The sequence below is a fragment of the Aquisalinus flavus genome, from assembly GCF_014640095.1.
GTDB lineage: Bacteria > Pseudomonadota > Alphaproteobacteria > Caulobacterales > Parvularculaceae > Aquisalinus > Aquisalinus flavus.
In genome coordinates this window covers 1,719,532-1,739,806 of the sequence record NZ_BMGH01000001.1, presented here as the reverse complement: position 1 = coordinate 1,739,806, position 20,275 = coordinate 1,719,532, and the positions used below count along the sequence as shown (strand labels likewise).

Sequence of the window (20,275 nt, the reverse complement as noted above, 5' to 3'; positions counted from 1 at the left end):
GGCCACTAATAATAGGTTTGGGCGAGGCTGTCATAGAGTGCCTCCAGCCCGTCCTGCAGGGTGGCGAGAAATGCGCCCGTCACATCGCCCGGCTCAAGGATCTGCAGGTCCGTGTGCAGCTTCAACACATGGCGCTGCAGGCGTTGGTGCCGGTCGGTATTGGCGGGGACGGGCAGGGCGGCGATCTCTGTGCGCAGCGTGTCGAGCTGAAACATGACCGAGCGCGGATTGTTCGGGTCGAGCGCGAGCAGGTCGATCAGGGTCAGGCGGTTTAGTTGCGATTCATATTGCCGCCGGTGGGTCATGGTGGAATCGGCGATCTCGAGCAACATGTCCCACGCGCCGACGGGCATGTCTTCCTGCGTGAACAGGGCGAGGGTCCGGGTCATGTGGATCGCCCGTTCCAGCCGCCTGCCGATCTCGAGGAAACGCCAGCCGGTGAAGCGGTACATGTTCTCATGGACGAGGCCGGAGAAGCCGGCGAGCTTGCGCAACACAACGGTCATCGCGCGGGTCGCGTCATCGCCCGCTTCCACCGTGGCCGAGAGCTGGTGGATCGTCTTGGACAGGTCGCGCAGCGCGAGCCAGCCATCGGGCGAGAAGCGCGAGCGGACATTGCCGGCGGTGATCACGGCGCGGTCGATATAGTCGGCGAGGCGGCCGGGAACCGGGTCGGCGATGTCGACCTCGAGGGCGGCGAGGTGGTCGCGCACCAGCGCAAGCAGCGGCGCGTCCGGGTCCTCGCGCTCGGCGAGGCGTACATGCCAGGCGCGAAGGGTGCGGGTCGTGCCTTCAAGACGTTCCGTGTACCGCCCGAGCCAGGTGAGGTTCTCAGCGGCCTGGCTGGGCAGGGTGCCGGGCAGGCGGCGCACGAACGCCGCCTCGCCGGTCTCCAGCAGCGTTTCCTGTTCGACCGGGCTATCGCTGACGATCCAGACATCGGCCGCGCGGCCGCCGCGCTGCATCGCGATGGCGCTGGCATCGAGCGTCTGGCCGATGCGGGCAAAGCCGCCATGCATCACGGCCCAGCCATCGGGCGTGCGCGCGAGAAAGACGCGCAGGGTGACAGGGCGCGGCTCCAGCCTGCCATTGGTGAAGACCGGCGCGGTCGACAGGCGCACCGATTCCTGGCCAACAAAGCCGGGGCCGTCGCTTTTGAGCTTGTGGTGCCATGCGGCCTTGTCTGGAGCGGCAAGGCGGCCACCGAGCACGGTGTTGTCGGGATCCTCGAACGGCATGCGGGCCGAGAGGGCCGGGCCGATCATCATCTTGTCGAAATGCGCCAGCACATGGTCGCGCTCGGCGTCCTGTCCGCACCACCATGTCGCGATGGACGGCAGCTTCAGCGGCTGGCCGGAGAGGGCGCGGGCGATGCGCGGCAGGAAGGCAAGGAGCGCGCGCATCTCCAGGACGCCGGAGCCGAGCGCATTGACGACGTGAACCGAGCGGTTGCGCACCGCCTCGACAAGGCCGGGCGTGCCAATCTGGGAGTCCTGATCCAGTTCGAGCGGGTCGGCGAAACCGGCATCGAGCCGCCGCCACAGGACGTTGACCGGCTGCAGCCCGGAGACGGTGCGCACCTTGACCTGTCCGTCGGTGACGATCAGGTCCTCGCCCTCGAGCAGCGAAATGCCGAGATAGCGGGCGATATAGGCCTGCTCGTAATAGGTCTCGTTGAACGGGCCGGGGGTGAGGATCGCGGTCAGGTCCTGGCTGCCGGCAAGCCTGGTCAGCGCATCGCGGAAGCGGCGGTGAAAGCCCGCGAGGCGATGAACATGAAGGCGGTTATAGATGTCGGAAAAGGCCTTGGTCGTCGCCACGCGGTTTTCCAGCGCGAAACCGATGCCGGAAGGCGCCTGGGTGCGGTCGGACAGCACCCACCAGCGCCCGTCGGGGCCGCGGCCGAGTTCAAACGCGCAGAAATGCAGGAAGTTGCCGCCGAGCGGGATGTGCCCGGCGACGGGACGCAGATATTCAGGGTTCGCTGCGATCAGTTCCGGTGGCAGCAGGCGCTGTTCGACCAGCCGGTTGGGGCCATAGATATCGGCGACAATCTGTTCCAGCAGATCGGCGCGCTGGCACAGGCCATCGGCGATGATGCGCCATTCGGTTTCGCCGATCAGCAGCGGCAGGTGGGCGAGTGGCCAGTCGCGCTCGCGGCTGCCGGCCTGGTCATAGAAGCGGTAATAGACGCCGGCATCGTTGAGATACTGGTCGGCGCGGCGCGCGCGGGCGGCGATCTCGTCCGGGCCGAGCCGGCCGATCTCCTTCATGAAGTGCTGCCAGACCGGCCTGAGCGCGCCGGTCCCGTCGACCATCTCGTCGGCGGCACCGTCAAGCGGCCTGTAGCCCTTCAACAGGGGGATATCGTCGTCATTCACCGTCGGCATCGCGCCAATCTGTCAGGTTTTACCATGACGGGCATAGACCGATTACAGGTCAGACGCCAGCGGGGCGGCGCAGGTCGAGCGTATAGGGGAAGTCCGGCGCCGGTGTTTCCTGTTGCAGCGAATAGCCCGATGGCTGGTGGCCATGGGCCTCGAACCGCGACAGGCGGCGGGCTTCGGCCTCGTTGGTATTGACCGGGAAAGTGTCGTAACTGCGCCCGCCCGGATGGGCGACATGATAGACGCAGCCACCGATGGCGCGGCCGGACCAGCTGTCATAGACATCAAAGACCAGCGGCGCATTGACCGACACCATGGGATGGAGGCCGGAGCGCGGCTGCCATGCCTTGAAGCGCACGCCGCCGACCGAAACGTCGCCGGTCCCGGTCCGCTTCATCGGCACCGGGCGGCCATTGCAGGCGATGACATGGCGGTCGGGGTTCAGCCCTTCCGCCTTGACCTGGAGGCGCTCGACGGAGGAATCGACGAAGCGGACGGTGCCGCCGATTGCGCCTTCCTCGCCCATCACATGCCATGGCTCCAGTGCCTGGCGCAGTTCCAGCTTGACGCCGCCATAGCTGGTCTCGCCGCAGAACGGGAAGCGGAATTCCAGCTGTGCCTCGAACCATTCCGGTTTCAGATCGAAGCCGTGCTCGCGCAGATCGTCCAGCACTTCCATGAAATCGGCCCAGACATAGTGCGGAAGCATGTATTTGTCGTGCAGCTGCGTGCCCCAGCGGGTGAACTTGCCGGTGACCGGTTCGTCCCACATGCGCGCGATCAGGGCACGGATCAACAGCTGCTGGGCGAGCGACATGCGCGGGTCCGGCGGCATCTCGAAGCCGCGGAACTCGACGAGGCCGAGACGGCCCGTTGGCGAGTCCGGGTTGAACAGCTTGTCGATGCAGATTTCCGAGCGGTGGGTGTTGCCGGTGACATCGACGAGCAGGTTGCGGAACAGCCGGTCGACGAGCCAGGGCAGGGGCGCTTCGCCTTCGCCGGGTTTCGGGACTTGTGCGAGCGCGATTTCCAACTCGTACAGGCTGTCATGGCGGGCTTCGTCGATGCGCGGCGCCTGGCTGGTCGGGCCGATGAACATGCCCGAGAACATGTAGGACAGGGACGGGTGGCGCTGCCAGTAGAGAACGAGGCTCTTGAGCAGGTCGGGGCGGCGCAGGAACGGGGAATCGTTCAGCGTTGCGCCGCCGACGACGACATGATTGCCGCCGCCGGTGCCGGTGTGGCGCCCGTCGATCATGAACTTGTCAGCGCCCAGACGGGTCTGGCGGGCCTCGGCATAGACCGTGTCGGTCGTCTCGACGCATTCCTGCCAGCTGGCGGCGGGGTGGATATTGACCTCGATCACGCCGGGATCGGGGGCAACGCGGATCACATTCAGGCGCGGGTCGTGGGGCGGCGGATAGCCCTCGATCTGGACCGGAAGCCCGGTCCTGATCGCGGCCGTCTCGACGGCATCGAGCAGGTCGAGATAATCCTCCAGCTTTTCGACCGGCGGCAGGAAGGCGCAAAGGCGGCCCTCGCGCAGCTCGATCGACAGGGCGGTACGCACGCGGCCCTCGATCTCGCTGACCTGTTGTGCCACCTGCCGCGTCGGTTCGGCGCGCTGGAACGAGGCTACAGCCTGTTCGCGGGCCTCGGGGCTAATCGTGCCGGGTTCGGGCTTGCCGTCAGCTCTCTTGGAATCGGGCTTTGGCAGCGGCTTGCGCTCGACCGAGGGGTCTTCCTCGACGACGTAAGGATATTCGGCCTCGGGGATGTAAGGCAGCGTGCCGAGCGGCAGCCGGTAGCCAGCAGCGGAATCGCCCGGCACGAGATAGATCCGTCCACGGCGCGTCTGCCAGACTTCCGACAGCCATTTGACGCCATGGGCGCGGGTGTTCCAGCGCTGCACCGGCAGGACGTAGCCGACAGGCTCGGTCAGGCCGCGCTCGAAGACCCTGGCCATGCGCGAGCGCTCTTCCGGGTCGGCGAGCCTGGAATTGGACGGGTCGACATTGTCCGGCAGCTTCGCCTCGCGAAGCAGCCATTCGGCCGGGTCTTCATAGGCTGGCTTGACATAGTCGCGGTCGAGATCGAGCGCGTCTGCGACGGCGGAAAGGAGGGCGCCGGCGTCCTGTTGCGTATGCGCCCTGCCGCCTTTCTTTTCTTCTTTCTTTTCTTCGGCGATCAGGTCGGTGTTCTGCCACAGCGGCTCGCCGTCATGGCGCCAGTAGAGCGAGAAGGTCCAGCGCGGCAGGGTCTCGCCCGGATACCACTTGCCCTGGCCGTAATGGATGAAGCCATTGGGCGCGAAGCGGTCGCGCAGACGGCGGATCAGTTCGTCCGCCTTCTGCCTTTTGGTCGGTCCGACGGCGGCGGTGTTCCATTCCTCGCTCTCGAAATCGTCGATGGAGACGAAGGTCGGCTCGCCGCCCATGGTCAGGCGCACATCCTGTTCCTTGAGGATTGCATCGACCTTCCGGCCGAGGGCGTCGAGGTCGTCCCAGCTCTCATCGGAAAACGGCTTGGTGATGCGCGGATGTTCGGCGACGCGGGTCACTTTCATGTCGTATCTGAATTCGACTTCGGCCTTGGTGCCGATCGTGCCGGAAATCGGCGCGGCATTGCGATAATGCGGCGTCGCGGCGAGGGGGATGTGGCTTTCGCCGGTGAGCAGCCCCGATGTCGGGTCAAGGCCGACCCAGCCGGCGCCCGGCAGATAGACTTCGGCCCAAGCGTGCAAATCGGTGAAATCGACTTCCGTGCCGGACGGGCCGTCGAGGGCTTTCAGGTCCGGTTTCAACTGGATCAGATAGCCGGAGACGAAGCGGGCGGCCAGGCCGAGATGGCGCAGGGCCTGGACCAGTAGCCAGCTGGAATCGCGGCACGAGCCCTTGGCGAGTTTCAGCGTCTCTTCCGGCGTCTGCACGCCCGGCTCCATGCGGATGACATAGCCGATCTCGCGCTGGATGCGGGCGTTCAGCTCGACGATGAAATCGATGGTGCGGAGCGGCGTGCGGTCGACGCCGGCAAGGAAAGCCTGAAGCTCCGGGCCGGCGGGCTCTGGCGTGGTATAGATCGACAGGTCGTCGCGGATCGCCTCGTCATACTCGAACGGCCATTCTTCGCCGCTTGCTTCGACGAAAAAATCGAACGGATTATAGACGCTCATGTCGGCAATGAGGTCGACCTCGATCTTCAGCTCGCGAACCGGGTCAGGGAAGACGAAGCGGGACTGGAAATTGCCATAGGCATCCTGCTGGGTGTTCACGAAATGGTTGGAGGGCGAGACCTTCAGCGAATGGCTGAGCACTTTCGTGCGCGAATGGGCAGCCGGGCGGAGGCGGATAATCTGCGGGCCGAGGCTGACCGGCCGGTCGTAGATGTAATGCGTCAGGTGATAGATCGCTGCCTGAATAGCCATGTCGTAATACGCCCCCAATACTGCTGCGCCAGCTTGTTATGGCGCCAGAATAATTGTTTCATAGAAGTCAGGACCTTACCATTCAATTATTGCGCCGCAAAATTTCGCTGATTTGCGATATAGCGAGGCCGGAAAGAACGAAACCCGCCCCGGCAGTCACAACCGAAGGCGGGTTCCAGGAACCGTGTCAGGAGAGGTTACTGACAGCGGTCATAGCGTCGCCGGCGTCAGGCTACCTTGCGTTCGTGTTCGCCTTCGCGGATTTCCTCGACGATCTTGTCGATGAAGGCCGGGATGTCGTCGGGGTTGCGCGACGTGATGATCCCGTTTGAGACAACAACCTTTTCGTCCTTCCAGTTCGCCCCGGCATTGATAATGTCGGTCTTGATCGTGTGATAGGAGGTCATGTCCCGGCCGCGGGCAACGCCAGCTTCGACGAGGAGCCATGGCGCGTGGCAGATCGCGGCAACGATCTTGTCGGCGGCGACAAAATCATAGATTTTCGCGATTGCCGTCTTGTTGGCACGAAGATTATCCGGGTTCATGACCCCGCCGGGCAGGACAAGGGCGTCGAACTGGTCGGCATTGACCGTTTCCAACGTCATGTCGACCTTGATGGACTTGCCCCAGTCGGTCTTGTCCCAGCCCTTGATCGAGCCTTCTTTCGGCGCGGCGATGATTACCTCGGCACCATATTCTTTCAGCTTTTCATAGGGTTCGAACAATTCAGACTGCTCGAAGCCGTCGGTCGCAATGATCAGGATCTTGGCATTCTCGATCTGTGTCATGATGAAACTCCTTTGATGCGTTATATCACTCCCGCCTACACGCGGCGCCGCGAGGCAGTTGCATTACAAAGACGAGATTGCCCTCTCTCTTTCGTGACTGCGATGGACCCTGTCGCGCCATCGCGTGACGGGGCATAGTGTCGGCAACCAGGGAGCAATGAATGATTATCGTTACAGGCACGGTCACTGTCGCCAGCGCAGACGCGCTGACAGCGCTTGAAGGCGCCATGAAAAAGCAGATCGCGGCAAGCCGCAGCGAAAAGGGCTGCATCGAATATATCTACGGCATCGATGTCGTGGAGCCGCACAAGTTCCGTGTGCTGGAATATTGGGAAAGCTGGGAGGCGCTCGAGGCGCATGGAAACGCGCCCCACCTGGAAGCGTGGCACGCAGCCCTGGATGCGGCAGGCGTGACCGGGCGCGAGCTGATCGCGACAGAGCCGGCCAAACTGAAGAACCTGTAGGAGGAGACGGCATGATCGATCTTTATACAGCACCGACCCCGAATGGCTGGAAGGCCTCCGTGACGCTGGAGGAGCTCGGCCTGCCCTATGAGGTGCACGCCATCGACCTGATGGCGAATGTTCAGAAACAAGACTGGTTCCTCAAGCTCAACCCCAATGGCCGGATCCCGGTGATCGTCGACCGGGAGAATGACGACTTCACCGTGTTCGAGTCCGGTGCGATCATGGTTTACCTGGCCGAAAGGGCGGGCCGTCTTCTGCCAACGGACGAAAAGGGCCGCAGCCGCGTGATGCAGTGGCTGATGTTCCAGATGGGCGGTATCGGTCCGATGATGGGTCAGGCCAACGTCTTCTATCGCTACTTCCCGGAAAAGATCCAGCCGGCCATCGACCGCTATCAGGGCGAGGTCGGGCGGCTGTTCGGCGTGCTCGACGGGCATCTTGCCGACAAGGAGTATCTCGCCGGGGATTACTCCATCGCCGATATCGCCAATTGGTGCTGGGTGCGGACCTGGAAATGGTCCGGCGTCGACATTGCTCCTTATGAGCATCTGCAGCGCTGGGTGCAGACGATCCGTGACCGCCCGGCAGCACAACAAGGCATCACAGTGCCTTACGATATCAAGCTCCTGAAGTCCGGCGATGACAGCGAGGAGGCCCGCAAGTTCGCGGAGGACGCCCGCAAAATGGTGGAAATGGGGAAACCGAAGGAGTAAGCTTCTGATTCCATGGTGAAATTCAGCGGAGGGGGAGGCGTGATATGATGATTTCAGGACTTGCTGGTGCAGGCCGCACGGTGCCGGCCCATGACCCTGATCACCATGGCATGGCTGCGGCGTGAACCATGGTACGCAGTGAGAGTGGCAAAAACCTGACCCACGACCTGGCCGAAAAGATTGGCAGGATGATCGTGAGCGGCGATGTCGCGGCCGGACAGAACCTGCCGATCGAAGCCGATCTGTGCGCCAAGTTCGAATCGAGCCGCACGGTGACGCGCGAGGCGGTGAAAATGCTGACCGCCAAGGGCCTTGTCGGCCAGCGGCCCAAGCGCGGCACTTATGTCGAACCGGAATCGAACTGGAACTTTCTCGACCCGGACGTGCTGCAATGGATCCTGCAGCGCCAGTTCTCGCCTGTCCTGTTGAAGGAATTCCTGATCGTGCGCCGGGCGATCGAGCCGGCGGCGGCGGCCGAGGTGATCAAGCACGGCTCCAGCTGGGAAATCGACGCCATCGGCGCGGCCCTCGACCGCTTCCGCAAGGCGCCGCCCGGCGAAGAATCGCTGGAGGCCGATATCGCCTTTCATATCACCATCCTCGAAGCGAGCGGGAACCGTTTCCTGCGCCAGTTCGCGCCGATGGTCGAAACGGCCTTGCGCTTTTCCATCCGCATGACCAATGAGGAAAAGGGCGTCTCCGTCGCTGATATTGAAGCCCATGCCGACATCTATGAAGCGATCCGGCAGCGCAAGGAAAAACTCGCCATGCGTCTGTTTACGGAGCTGCTGAACGAAGCGATCGCGTTGACGGAGTCGGCGGAGAAACGGGCCAGAATGCAAGCGGCTGATGCGTGATCACGGAGCCTGAGGCCATTCGGCCCTGCTTACTTGGGCGGGCTGCTTGACCCCGCTATATTCATCGCCATGGCCAGCCCCAAATCCAGACCGGTAACCAAAGCCAGAAAACAGGCACGCAAGGCGGATAAAGCGCCTGGGGTCCTGCCCGTGACCTTCTCGGACTGGTTTGCCGGGCGTGGCTGGCATCTGCGCGACCATCAGGCAGAGGTGATCGAGAAGGCGCAGGCGGGCAAATCTGTCCTGCTGATCGCGCCGACCGGGGGCGGCAAGACGCTCGCCGGTTTCCTGCCCTCGCTGATCGACCTGGCCGAGGCCCCGTCGGACACGCCGCGCCTGCACACGATCTATATCTCCCCGCTGAAGGCGCTGGCCGTCGATGTCGCGCGCAATGTCGAGCTGCCGGCAGCGGAGATGAAGCTGCCGATCCGCATCGAGACGCGAACCGGCGATACGCCGCAGAACCGCCGCCAGCGCCAGCGCGACAACCCGCCGGATATCCTGCTGACGACGCCGGAGCAACTGGCGCTGTTGCTGTCGCATCCCGCTGCGGCGGAATTCTTCCGTGGGCTGAAACATGTCATCCTCGACGAGCTGCATGCGCTGGTCGCATCCAAGCGCGGCGATCTCCTGTCGCTCGGGCTTGCCCGGTTGTGGCAGCTGGCCCCGGGCATGCGCACGACCGGGCTGTCGGCGACAGTGCCGGACGCCGAACCGCTGCAGCGTTTCCTCGTGCCGCAATTACCCGACGAGGACGGCGTGCTGCCGCTGGCCGAGCTGGTGCTGGGACAGGGCGGGGCGCGGCCCGATATCGAGGTCCTGTCCTCGGGCGAGCGCATCCCGTGGTCGGGCCACTCCGCCCGGCACGCCTATGCGGAAATCTACGAGCGGATCAAAAAGGCGAAGACGGCGCTGATCTTCACCAATACGCGCAGCCAGGCGGAGATCATCTTCTCCATGCTGTGGTCGATGAATGACGACACTCTGCCGATCGCGCTGCATCATGGCTCGCTCGACGTGACCCAGCGGCGCAGGGTCGAGGCGGCGATGTCGGCTGGTACGCTGCGGGCGGTGGTCTGCACCTCGACCCTCGATCTCGGCATCGACTGGGGCGAGGTCGACCTCGTCGTGCAGATCGGCGCGCCCAAGGGATCCTCGCGCATGATCCAGCGCATCGGCCGCGCCAATCACCGGCTCGACGAGCCGTCCAAGGCGCTGCTGGTGCCGGCGAACCGGTTCGAGGTGCTGGAATGCACTGCCGCGCAGGGCGCAATCATCGAGAATATTCTCGATGGCGAGCCGCCGCGCAATGGCGGGCTCGATGTGCTGGCGCAGCATGTTTGGGGCGTCGCCTGCGCTGCGCCGTTCCATCCGGACGATCTGTACCGGGAGGTTTCGTCGGCCATGCCCTATGGCTATCTCACGCGCGAGCAGTTCGACCGTGTCGTCGAATTCGTTGCCACCGGCGGCTATGCGTTGAAGGCCTATGAGCGGTTCCGGCGGATCGTGCCAGATGCGAAGAATGAACGCAAGGGCATGCTGAAGATCCGCAATCCGGCGGCGGCGCAGCAATACAGGCTCAATGTCGGCACCATCGTGGAAGCGCCGGCGGTGACCCTGCGGCTGGGCCGGCCGCGGCGCGGGCCGGATGGCAAGGCGCGCGGCAGTGTGCGCGGCGGGCGCAAGCTCGGCACCGTCGAGGAATGGTTCATCGAGCAGCTGGTGCCCGGCGATACGTTTCTGTTCGGCGGCGAGGTGCTGAAGTTCGAGGGCATGGCCGAGATGGAGGCGCTCGTCACCCGCGCGCCCAATTCGGAGGTGAAGGTCCCGTCGTGGAATGGCGGCAAGTTTCCGCTGACGACCTTCCTTGCCGACCGGGTGCGCCAGATCATCAATGCGCAGGAGAACTGGCACACACTGCCCGACCAGGTGCGCGACTGGCTCGAGCTGCAGCGTCAAAGGTCCATCATTCCGAAGCCGGACGAATTGCTGGTCGAAACCTTCGAGCGGTCGGGCCGGCATTTCCTCGTCTGCTATCCGTTTGACGGGCAGCTGGCGCACCAGTCCATGGGCATGCTGCTGACCAAGCGGCTCGACCGGATGGGGCTGCAGCCGCTCGGCTTCTGCCCGACCGAATATGCGCTGTCGGTCTATGGCCGCAAGCCGATGGGCGATATCGACATGGACGACCTGTTCGACGAGGACATGCTCGGCGACGACCTCGAGACATGGCTGTCCGACGCCATGCTGATGAAGCGCACTTTCCGCAATTGCGCGATTATCGCCGGGCTGATCGAGCGGCGTCACCCGGGGCAGGAAAAGACCGGCCGGCAGGTCACGTTCTCCGCCGACCTCATCTATGACGTGCTGCGCGAGCATGAGCCGGATCATATCCTGATGCAGGCGGCCTGGGCCGATGCTGCCGGCGGCTTCCTGTCGCTCGGGCGGCTGTCCGGCCTGCTGGCTCGGGTCAAGGGCCATATCCGTCACCAGCGGCTGGAGAAGGTCTCGCCGCTGGCCGTGCCGGTGATGATGGAGATCAACCGCGAGACCGTGCTGGGCGAGGCGAACGAGGCGATCCTCGCGGAACTGCAGGACGAATTGCTGGCGGATATGCGGGGATAACCAGTTTCCCTCATTGGCTGCCGTCCCCGAAAGACTGCTGGCCGGGAACCACCGCGTGGTTTACCATGTTGCGAGTGGTGAGGGAGAACCGGATGAGAAATCTCGGACGCATTCTGGCTGTGTTGATCGTTCTGGCGATCGCCGCGTTCCTGTTGTTCATGTGCAGCGTGAACGATATACCGGATCCGGTGGCAGAGCCGGCGACGGTGGAAGAGATCGCCGAGCCTGAGTCCCTGCCCGAACCCGTGATCGCCCCTGAACCCGTTATCGAGCCTGAGCCGGCACCCGAGCCTGAGGTGGTGGCGCTCGATCCGGCCTCTTGCACCTTCCCCGGCGACGGCTTCACCCCGCATCCCCACGGCTTCCGCCCTGAGCCCGGCCAGTATGTCGACTATGACCAGCCCTCTCTGATCAGCGGTCTCGACACCACCGACCGCCGCGGCGTTGCCATGCCGGAAAGTTATACCGGCAGCGGCGACAGCGCCTGTGTCGTGGTCACCTATGACATTGGCGCCGATGGCGTGCCGTTGAACGCGCAGGTTTACGATTCTGCCTTGGCAAGCGGCGCCGATCCGGCGACGTTCGAAGACCTCGCGCTGTATTATGTCGGGGAGATGCGCTACACGCCGGCGGAGCGGAATGGCAAGCCGGTGCGGATCGACGACAATACCGACGAGATCCGTTTCGAGGCGCTCGAGGAGTAGACAGAGCGCTGCCCTCTGCTGGGGAGAAAAATCCCGCCCTGCGGCAGCTTGGTCTGTTCCCCTTTCGTGCGCATGCGCTTAGGGTGCTCACCATGTATCCGACCCCGATGAGAAAAGCCCCGCTGCCGGCGCCGTGCCAGGCCGCCGCCACGCTTGCCGGCGTGGCTGTCGTCTATGACTGTTCGGGCGCGCTGTGGCTGCCGGACTGCGGCACGCTGGTGTTTTCCGACCTGCATTTCGAGAAGGGCACGGCCTTCGGCGAGAAGGGAATTTTCCTGCCGCCTTACGATACCCGCCGTACGCTGAGGATGATGGGCGAGGTGATCGCCCGCTACCGGCCGAAAACCATCGTGTCGCTGGGCGATGCCTTCCATGACCGCCGGGCCGAAGGGCGCATGAGCGAGGCCGATGGCGCCAGCCTGGAAGCGCTGATGGCACCCCAGCGCTGGGTCTGGATCCTCGGCAATCACGACCCCGAGCCGCCGGCGCGGTTCGCCGGGGAAGTGCATGAAGAGGTCGAGATCGGCGGGCTTTTGTTCGGCCACGAGCCCTGCGCCAGCGGTCAGTGGCAGGTCGCAGGCCATATGCACCCGGCGGCAAAGGTTGTCCATGAGGGACGTTCGCTGAGGCGGCGTTGCTTCGTCAGCGATGGCGAGCGGCTGATCCTGCCATCCTTCGGCGCCTATACGGGCGGGTTGAATGTGCTCGATACCGCCTACAAGCCGTTCTTCGCCAACGGGTTTGATATTCACATGCTTGGCAAGTTAGCGACGTTCCGTGTGCCGCGCCGGTCGCTGCGGGCCGACAGTCAGAGCGTGATGTTCCGGGGATAGGCCTACCAGCCCCACATGATCAGCCGCAGGATGATCAGCGCCAGCAACAGGCCGAGGAAGAAGGTCAGCTTGCGCCGCAGGGGCCCGTACCAAGCCGGCGCGGCGCCCTCGCGCACGGCTTGAAGGTCGGAGATCATCAGATAGATGAAGGCAAACAGGATGATCCCGTGGCGCAGGGCGTATCCGGGATCGCCAAACGGGATGAACCAGTCCGGTACCAGCGCGAGCCAGCCGATGAGGGCCGGGGCGATCGAGCCGGTCAGCCGCGCGATGGTGAATTCGCTGATCGTGTGGATGGTCGGCTCCATCATGGCGAGGCCCCAGCGCACGCCGCCCATGAAGGACAGGATGATCGCGGCGTAATACAGCTCCCATTGCATCACCTGACCGGCAAGGCCGAAAGGAACGAGATAGGGAGAGGTCCACAACACCAAGGCGGTGAAAACGAACGGCATGAGCCCGCCATAGCCGAGCAGGGTGGCCCGCTCGACGAGCAGTTCTGCACTGGTCTTGAACAAGGGCCGTTCCATCATATCCCCACTCTACTGCTTCTCCCGAAGACAATATAGGGCGGGGAACCTGTTCTGCACAGCGCGCCGGTTGCCAAGCCCGGCGAGACGATGGATCAGCGGCCGGTGAATTCGCGATTGGCGGACCGGATCGGCTGCTGCGGCGACCATGCGGCGATGCGCTGGTCCTGCTGGGCGCGCTCGCCGTCCGACAGGCCGGCGCCGGTCTCGGCGGCAAGGTCGCCAGCATCGGGGTCGCCGAGCCGGTCGGCGAGGGAGTACCAGTAATAGGCCTGCGCCGCGCTGTCGAGGATCTGGTCGTCGACCTCGAGGCTGACTTCCGGATCGTAGAGAAGGCCGAGATTGTACATGGAGTCGACATAGCCATAGGCGGCGGCTTGCTCGAACCAGCTCAATGCCGTGAAGTCGTTCTTCTCGCCGCCCTCGCCGGAGGCATAGAGCGAGCCGAGCTTGTGCATCGCCGGGACATTTCCAGCCTCGGCAGCGTCGGCATAGAGCTGACGGGCAACAACCGGGTTGGCGATGAGGCCAAGCTCACCATCGCGAGTGAGTTCCGCGAGCTGGAATTGCGCGGGCGGATACCCTGCCTCGGCAGACTGGCGCAGCAAGGCAACGCCTTCCGCGGTGCGGCCAGTGCTGAGCGCGGCCTCGGCCCGGTCGTAATTCTCCAGCGGCGTTGCTGCGGGCTGTTGCGCTGGCGCCTGTTGCTGGGGCGGTTGCGGCCGGTCGATGGCGGAAACGTTCTGCGGCAGGGTATCCTTCAGCAGGAACCAGCCAAGAAGGCAGACGGCGAGAACCCCAGCGAGGATCAGCGGGATCATCGGCAGGCCGCCCTTGGCGTCGCCATTGGTACTGTATTTGCGGCGCAGCTTTTCGGCCTGGCTCTCGCGCGTGTCCTCCGTTTCGGCAGCATTGCCGCGCAGGCGGGCGGTGAGGCCGGCAATCAGGCTGGCGCCCTGCTTGTCTTCGGACGGCTTTTCGGGTGCCGGCTGCCGTGCGGCGAGGGGCTCGGCCGGCGCTGCCGGGCGGGACTGCTCCTCCAGCCGCTTGCGGCGGGCGCGGGCGGCGAGGATGACTTTCTGTTTCGGGGTCAGCGTTTCTTCCGGGCGCGACGCCGCCGGGCGCCTGGTGTCAGCAGGCGGCGGTGCGGTGAGATCCAGTTCCGGCGTGTCATCATCATCCCAGTCGGACGGGTCGCGGGCGACCGGCTCGCCGAAAATAGCGTCGAAATCCTCTTCATTCGGCGCGGCATCCTCGGCGCCCTTCATGGCCGCGCGCAGCGGATCCTGCTTTTCGGCCTTGACCGCAGGTGCGGTGACAACTTCGGGCGGAAGATCATCCTCGACTTCCGGCAGGTCGGTGTCTTCCTGCAAATCCGTCACCGGCGGCGGCAAATCGTCTTCGATGGATTCGCCGGGGAGCGTCTCGTCCGGTTCGGCGAGCGCTGCCTGCTCGCCAGCCATGCTGTCGAACTCTTCATCCGGCGAAAACTCAGGGTCCTGAGAGAGCTCCGGTGGCGGCGCCACTGGCCGGGACATCGCCGGCGCCGGGGTAACGGATAATGGCTGGCTTTCGCGGGCGGCGCGTTCGCCATCGGCGATCCCTTCGATACGCAGCAACATGGTGTCGAAGGATTTCTTCAGTGTCGTCAGCCGGTCATCGGCGGCGCTCGAGGCGCTCTCGATCACCTTGCGGGCTTCGGCAACGGTGCTGCCCTGATCGCGGTCGAAGGCGGTCAGCTCACTCGACAATTCGGAGACGGTACGGGAAATCTCGCTGATGCCCTCTGCCGAGCGCTGTTCGGACGCGTCGATGCGGCCCGCCAGTTTCAGGATCTTGGAGTCGAGCGCCTGAATCCGGTCACTGGTGCGTTTGATCTCGTTGCCGAGGATGCGCATCTTCTTCGAGGTACGCTCGATGAAGGCTTCGTCGTTCGAGTTCGACGCTTCGCGGGCCTCCTGCATCAGCGCACTGACGGATTCCTCCGTTGCGCTGATCTGGGTGGTCACGGCATCGACATTCTGGCGCAAGTCGACAATGGCTTCGGAGAATTGCGCGTCGATCATGTCGACGCGCGAGGTTAGCCCCTCGATCGCGGTCTCGTTCGCCTCGACCCGGCCGATCGTTTCCTCGCGGATCGATTCGAACTGGTTGAGGGTGCGGCTCAGCGCCTTTTCCAGCGCCTTGAGCCCGTCGATGGACTGGCGGTTGATGCCGCCGGCCTCGATCCGCTCGATGCGCGCAATCAGCGCGTCAGTCGAATTGCTGGCGCGGGCCGCTTCCATGGAGCGGATGCGCTCGAGCGCCGATGTCAGCCCCTGATTCAGGCCGGCGATTTCCTCGCGATTGTTCTTTTCGGTACGCTGCAGCTTGTCGTTCAGGCGGTTGAGGGAGGCGACGAGTTCACGCAGGTGGTCGAGCGTGATCGGGCTGGCCGTCATCGCCGGGCGGGCGGGGGCGTCGTCATCTGCGTAAACGCCGTCCTGGCTGCTTTCGAGGATCTGCTGGTTCAGCCATTCGCCCAGGGTCATGCCGGCGGCGCGCGCGGCCTTCTTTGCAGCATCGCGCGCGTCCGGGTCGATCCCCTTGATACTCCACGGCGTATTCGGTTTCATGGCGTCCGCCCTGTCTTTACATCTTTTCCGGGAGGTTCCCAGCCTGTTAACCTTTCAATCGCTAAGCTGGTTCGCCGGGCAGGTGAAGACCAAAAGGGCAAAAATCTATGCACATCGGGAGCACGGGGACGCGCTCAATGCGCCGCACCGGCCTGTAGTACCAACTGCTACGATCTGCCCTCACTTCCAACTGCAAGAGCTGCTTTTATCGCAAGGGCACGAGGGTTAAAGTCGATCTCAACCACGCGCGGCGGCTGAACGCCCGCTCATCCAACAAAATTCCGAGGAGATTCACATGCCGATCTATAACGCCCCGATCCGCGATATGCAGTTCCTGCTGCACGAGGTCCTGAACCTGCAGAACTATTCCAACCTGCCGGGCTTCGCCGATGCGACGCCGGACGTGATCGACGCCTTCCTCGAGGAAAGCGGCAAATGGCACCGCGACGTGCTGACGCCGCTGAACCGGGTCGGCGACCTCGAAGGCTGCAAGCGCCATGACGACGGCTCGGTGACGACACCGAAAGGCTTCAGGCAAGCCTATGACCAGTTCCGCGAAAACGGCTTCGGCTCGATCGCGCAGGACCCCGAATATGGCGGCCAGGGGCTGCCGGTCGTGCTCGCCTATGCCGTTAACGAGATGACCTCGTCGGCGAACCATTCCTTCGCCATGTATCCGGGCCTGTCGGCCGGGGCGATGCGCGCGATCCACGCGGTCGGGTCGGACGAGCAGAAGCAGACCTATCTGCCGAAGATGACGACCGGCGAATGGACCGGCACGATGAACCTGACCGAGCCGCAATGCGGCACCGATCTGGGTCTCATCCGCTCCAAGGCCGTGCCGCAGGAAGACGGGACCTTCAAGATCAGCGGCCAGAAGATCTGGATCTCGGCCGGCGAGCATGACATGGCCGACAACATCATCCACCTGGTACTGGCCCGGATTGAGGGCGCGCCGGACGGCATCAAGGGCATCTCGCTGTTCATCGTGCCGAAATTCATTCTCGACGAGAATGGCGAGCCGGGGACACGCAATGCCGTTTCCTGCGGCGGGCTGGAAGAAAAGATGGGTATTCACGGCAATGCGACCTGCGTCATGAACTATGACGGGGCGACCGGCTATCTGATCGGCGAGGAGCACAAGGGCATGCGCGCCATGTTCATCATGATGAACGAGGCTCGCCTCGGCGTCGGCATGCAGGGCTATGCCGCGTCGGAAGTGGCCTATCAGAACGCGCTGGAATTTGCCAAGGACCGCCTGCAGTCGCGCTCCATTACCGGTACGAAATTCCCCGACAAGCCGGCCGACCCGATCATCGTCCACCCCGATGTACGCCGTATGCTGATGGATACGAAGGCCTTCACCGAGGGCGGCCGGGCGCTGACCTATTGGGCGGCGCTGCAGGAAGACCTGTCGCACAAGTCGCAGGACGAGGCCGAGAAGCAGAAAGCCAATGACTACATGGCGCTGCTGACGCCGGTGATCAAAGCCTATCTGACCCAGAAGGGCGTGCAGGGCTGTCAGGACGCCATGCAGGTCTTTGGCGGCTCCGGCTTCGTCGAGGAATGGGGCATGTCGCAATTCTATCGCGATGCCCGCATCTCGATGATCTATGAAGGCACGAACGGCATCCAGGCGCTGGACCTCGTCGGCCGCAAGCTGATGGCCGATGGCGGCCGCTACTGGCAGACCTATTTTGCCGAGATCGACGAGTTCTGTTCCGACAATGACGGCAATGCAGACCTGAAGCCGTTCATCGAGGGCCTCATGAAAGCCAAGGGCGAGCTGCTGGAAGCGACCCAGTGGCTCGGCATGAACGCCATGGCGAACCCGGACAATGCGGGCGCGGCGAGCCATGATTACCTCAACCTGTTCGGCCTGACGGCGCTCGGCTTCGTCTGGGCACAGATGGCGAAAGTCGCGATCGAGAAGCAGGGCGAGGATGATCCCTATTACAAGTCCAAGCTGATTACCGGCAAATATTTCGTCGAGCGCATCCTGCCGGAATCCTCCGCCCACCTCGCCAAGCTGAAGACCGGCGCGGAGACGATGATGGCCCTGGAGGCGGACGCGTTCTAGCAGCCGTCGCCAGAGTCTCGACTTGAATTGGGCCTGCCGGCGGGGACGCCGCAGGCCCTTTTTTTGAGGCCGGGTTTGGCGAAAGGTTGCGCCGACTTGATTGACCGGGCAAAACGGCGTCGTGCAGGTGCCTGCCTGCGGCTCATCGCTTTGAGGGACTGTTCATGATCTGGCTCGGCCTTGCTTTCGTCGCCATGTTCGCCGTGGTTTACGGCCACGTCTTCATGAGGCTTGGCGGCTCGTCGAAAAGGAAGATGCAGGACCGCATGGACCGGCGCGCGGCGAAGATCGACTATATCCGCCTGGCCCGCGAGACGGACGAAGCCAATCGCCGGCGCAAGCAGGCCGGATCCGGCGCGGTCGAGGCCTCCGCAGAGGCGCCGGAGAAGACACCGCAGGCGGAGGATGAAGCCGGGAAGCCCGTCAGCTAGGATTTTTCCCGGTTTCGCCTGCTATGCCGTCCCGGGCTTCTTCTCCAGTCCCTGCCGCAGCGGGCAAGACCGCTTTGCGCCGCGCCTGGTCGCTGGCGGGCTGCGGCGTCGTGAAACGGCCCGGGTCGGGGCCACCGCCCCTTGACTTTTTATCGAAAAACAATAAATGATGATCATGAGGGCGTTCCTGAAAGGGAACCATGAATTATGACTGAACTGAAACCGGAGCGCCGCTCCAACCGCACCCATACCTGGCTGATCGTGCTCGTCGTCGTCGCCGGTCTGTTCGCGGTCAGCGGGCTGTCCCTGCACCATTTCGGCGGCGGGATCGTCACTGTCGATGGGCAGACGCTGCATGATCTCAATCCGTTCGAGGCCATCATCGCCGTCATCGTCGGTGTGCTTGCCACCATCTTCGCCGTGCTCATTGCCATCATCGCGACCATTTTCGGCGTGCTGATGGGGCTGATCGGCGCGATGATCGGCATTCTCGGCGCCTTTTTCGGCATCTTCGTCGCCATCCTCGTCGTTGCCAGCCCGTTCCTGTTCATCGCGTTGATCGTGTGGCTGATCGTCAAGGCGACCGGCAATGGCCGATCGTCCCGGCCGGGCCCGCGCGACCTGCCGCCGCCGGACGGCGCGTGAGCGTCACGGGCATGGCAGGCTGAACACTCCTCGCGACCGCCGCGAGGGGGTTCATTCCTGGCGAATTGTCTCCAGCGCAAGGCGCATCCGGTCGGGCAGGGCGGCGACTGGCCGCCTGCCATCCCGGTTCACATAGACATGAACGAAATGACCCTGCGCCGCTGGCGCCTCGGCCCCCGCGGCGAACAGGCCGATCTCATAGCGCACGGAGGAGCGGCCGATATGGGCGGTGGCGATGCCGGCCTCTATCCGGTCGGGGAAGGCGAGCGGCGCGAAATAATTGCACCGGGTCTCGATGACGAGGCCGATGACATCGCCAGCATGGATATCCAGCCCGGCCGCCTCGATCAGCCAGCCATTCACCGCCGTGTCGAACCATGAATAGTACACGACATTGTTGACGTGGCCGTAGACGTCATTGTCCATCCAGCGGGTCTGGATCGGACGGAACAGGGGGTAGGCGGCGCGCAGGCGCGGATCTGGCCGGCTCATGACTGGTGGCTCCTGACTGGGTACCGCCAGTATCGGGATTGTTCCTGCCGCCATCAAGGCCGCAATGCAGATGGCGGCAGGGCGCAGGCGCTCCATGGTCTTGCACCGGGCCCAGAAACCCGGTCTATATTGGAAGACGACCCGGCATCGGGCCGCAGCGCGGACGTGGTGGAATTGGTATACACAACAGACTTAAAATCTGTCGCTCCTGGAGCATGCGGGTTCAAGTCCCGCCGTCCGCACCATTCGTCATTGCTCTCATGAGCTCCTTGCGAACCGGCGCTCATAGCCCTGGAACAGGACCAGCCCGGCGAGCAGGCCGATCGCGAAGGGCGCGATGACCGGCAGGGTCATCGGGAAAGCGGCGATGGCAGGCCCCGGGCACAGCCCCGAAATGCCCCAGCCGATACCGAAAAGGGCCGAGCCGGTCAGCAATTGCGGCGTGATAACCGTCGATGTCGGCAAATGGTGCCTGTCGGCATGAAGCGGCGCCGGACGACGCAGCACAAACCGGAAACCGATTGCGGTCGTCACCAGGGCACCGCCCATGACGAAGGCGAGGCTGGGGTCCCAGGTGCCGGCGAGATCGAGAAAATCGGTGACTTTTTCCGGATTGACCATGCCGGAAATGACGAGGCCGACAGAAAATATCAGCCCGCTGAAGAATGGCCAGATGAAGCGCAT

16 protein-coding genes and 1 tRNA gene are annotated in these 20,275 nt (G+C 63.9%); 10 read left to right on the top strand and 7 right to left on the bottom strand.

What is annotated here, in order from left to right; genetic code table 11:
* Positions 1-5: 5 nt before the first annotated feature.
* The 3 genes from IEV88_RS08000 to IEV88_RS07990 all read right to left on the bottom strand — a co-directional run bounded on the left by IEV88_RS08000 (position 6) and on the right by IEV88_RS07990 (position 6,599).
* Positions 6-2,390 (bottom strand): circularly permuted type 2 ATP-grasp protein, encoded by a 2,385-nt coding sequence (locus IEV88_RS08000; protein WP_188158947.1) that lies wholly within the window; start codon positions 2,388-2,390, stop codon positions 6-8.
* A 49-nt stretch (positions 2,391-2,439) separates the two neighbouring features.
* Entirely contained in the window at positions 2,440-5,811 is a 3,372-nt protein-coding gene (locus IEV88_RS07995) for a transglutaminase family protein (protein ID WP_188158948.1), read from the bottom strand.
* Positions 5,812-6,038: 227 nt separating this feature from the next.
* Positions 6,039-6,599, bottom strand: a complete 561-nt coding sequence (locus IEV88_RS07990; RefSeq protein ID WP_188158949.1) for a type 1 glutamine amidotransferase domain-containing protein — start codon at positions 6,597-6,599, stop codon at positions 6,039-6,041.
* 161 nt (positions 6,600-6,760) lie between these two features.
* Here IEV88_RS07990 and IEV88_RS07985 point away from each other — a divergent pair, with 161 nt between their 5' ends.
* From IEV88_RS07985 to pdeM, 6 genes are all read left to right on the top strand, one after another.
* Positions 6,761-7,063: a putative quinol monooxygenase gene (locus IEV88_RS07985; protein WP_188158950.1), complete on the top strand. Its 303-nt coding sequence runs from the start codon at positions 6,761-6,763 to the stop codon at positions 7,061-7,063.
* A gap of 11 nt (positions 7,064-7,074) precedes the next feature.
* On the top strand, positions 7,075-7,779 hold the full coding sequence (locus IEV88_RS07980) for a glutathione S-transferase family protein (RefSeq protein WP_188158951.1): 705 nt from the start codon (positions 7,075-7,077) through the stop codon (positions 7,777-7,779).
* Between the two features lie 128 nt (positions 7,780-7,907).
* On the top strand, positions 7,908-8,636 hold the full coding sequence (locus IEV88_RS07975; protein WP_188158952.1) for a FadR/GntR family transcriptional regulator: 729 nt from the start codon (positions 7,908-7,910) through the stop codon (positions 8,634-8,636).
* A 69-nt stretch (positions 8,637-8,705) separates the two neighbouring features.
* On the top strand, positions 8,706-11,261 hold the full coding sequence (locus tag IEV88_RS07970; protein ID WP_188158953.1) for a ligase-associated DNA damage response DEXH box helicase: 2,556 nt from the start codon (positions 8,706-8,708) through the stop codon (positions 11,259-11,261).
* A gap of 92 nt (positions 11,262-11,353) precedes the next feature.
* A complete protein-coding gene (locus IEV88_RS07965; RefSeq protein ID WP_188158954.1) occupies positions 11,354-11,965 on the top strand; it encodes an energy transducer TonB in 612 nt (203 codons plus the stop codon).
* Between the two features lie 107 nt (positions 11,966-12,072).
* Positions 12,073-12,798, top strand: coding sequence for a ligase-associated DNA damage response endonuclease PdeM (gene pdeM, locus IEV88_RS07960; protein ID WP_188158955.1), 726 nt, complete (start codon positions 12,073-12,075; stop codon positions 12,796-12,798).
* A 2-nt stretch (positions 12,799-12,800) separates the two neighbouring features.
* On the opposite strand, the gene IEV88_RS07955 is transcribed toward pdeM, so the two are convergent.
* Positions 12,801-13,331, bottom strand: a complete 531-nt coding sequence (locus IEV88_RS07955; RefSeq protein WP_188158956.1) for a DUF3429 domain-containing protein — start codon at positions 13,329-13,331, stop codon at positions 12,801-12,803.
* 92 nt (positions 13,332-13,423) lie between these two features.
* Positions 13,424-15,943, bottom strand: a complete 2,520-nt coding sequence (locus tag IEV88_RS07950) for a tetratricopeptide repeat protein (RefSeq protein WP_188158957.1) — start codon at positions 15,941-15,943, stop codon at positions 13,424-13,426.
* Positions 15,944-16,238: 295 nt separating this feature from the next.
* Between IEV88_RS07950 and IEV88_RS07945 the strand changes: the two genes are divergently transcribed.
* The 3 genes from IEV88_RS07945 (at position 16,239) to IEV88_RS07935 (ending at position 19,099) form a co-directional block, all read left to right on the top strand.
* The gene (locus IEV88_RS07945) at positions 16,239-18,023 is read left to right on the top strand and encodes an acyl-CoA dehydrogenase C-terminal domain-containing protein (RefSeq protein WP_188158958.1); all 1,785 of its coding nucleotides are present in this window, start codon (positions 16,239-16,241) and stop codon (positions 18,021-18,023) included.
* Positions 18,024-18,187: 164 nt separating this feature from the next.
* Complete coding sequence (locus IEV88_RS07940; protein WP_188158959.1) at positions 18,188-18,454, top strand: hypothetical protein; 267 nt, start codon at positions 18,188-18,190, stop codon at positions 18,452-18,454.
* 207 nt (positions 18,455-18,661) lie between these two features.
* Positions 18,662-19,099 carry a hypothetical protein gene (locus IEV88_RS07935; protein WP_188158960.1) on the top strand — a complete coding sequence of 146 codons (438 nt, stop codon included), beginning with the start codon at positions 18,662-18,664 and terminating at the stop codon, positions 19,097-19,099.
* A 51-nt stretch (positions 19,100-19,150) separates the two neighbouring features.
* On the opposite strand, the gene IEV88_RS07930 is transcribed toward IEV88_RS07935, so the two are convergent.
* Positions 19,151-19,591, bottom strand: a complete 441-nt coding sequence (locus IEV88_RS07930) for an acyl-CoA thioesterase (RefSeq protein ID WP_206711238.1) — start codon at positions 19,589-19,591, stop codon at positions 19,151-19,153.
* Positions 19,592-19,750: 159 nt separating this feature from the next.
* Here IEV88_RS07930 and IEV88_RS07925 point away from each other — a divergent pair.
* A tRNA-Leu gene (locus IEV88_RS07925) sits at positions 19,751-19,836 on the top strand.
* A 13-nt stretch (positions 19,837-19,849) separates the two neighbouring features.
* Here the strand turns inward: IEV88_RS07925 and IEV88_RS07920 are convergent.
* Positions 19,850-20,275 (bottom strand): DUF6691 family protein, encoded by a 426-nt coding sequence (locus IEV88_RS07920; protein WP_188158962.1) that lies wholly within the window; start codon positions 20,273-20,275, stop codon positions 19,850-19,852.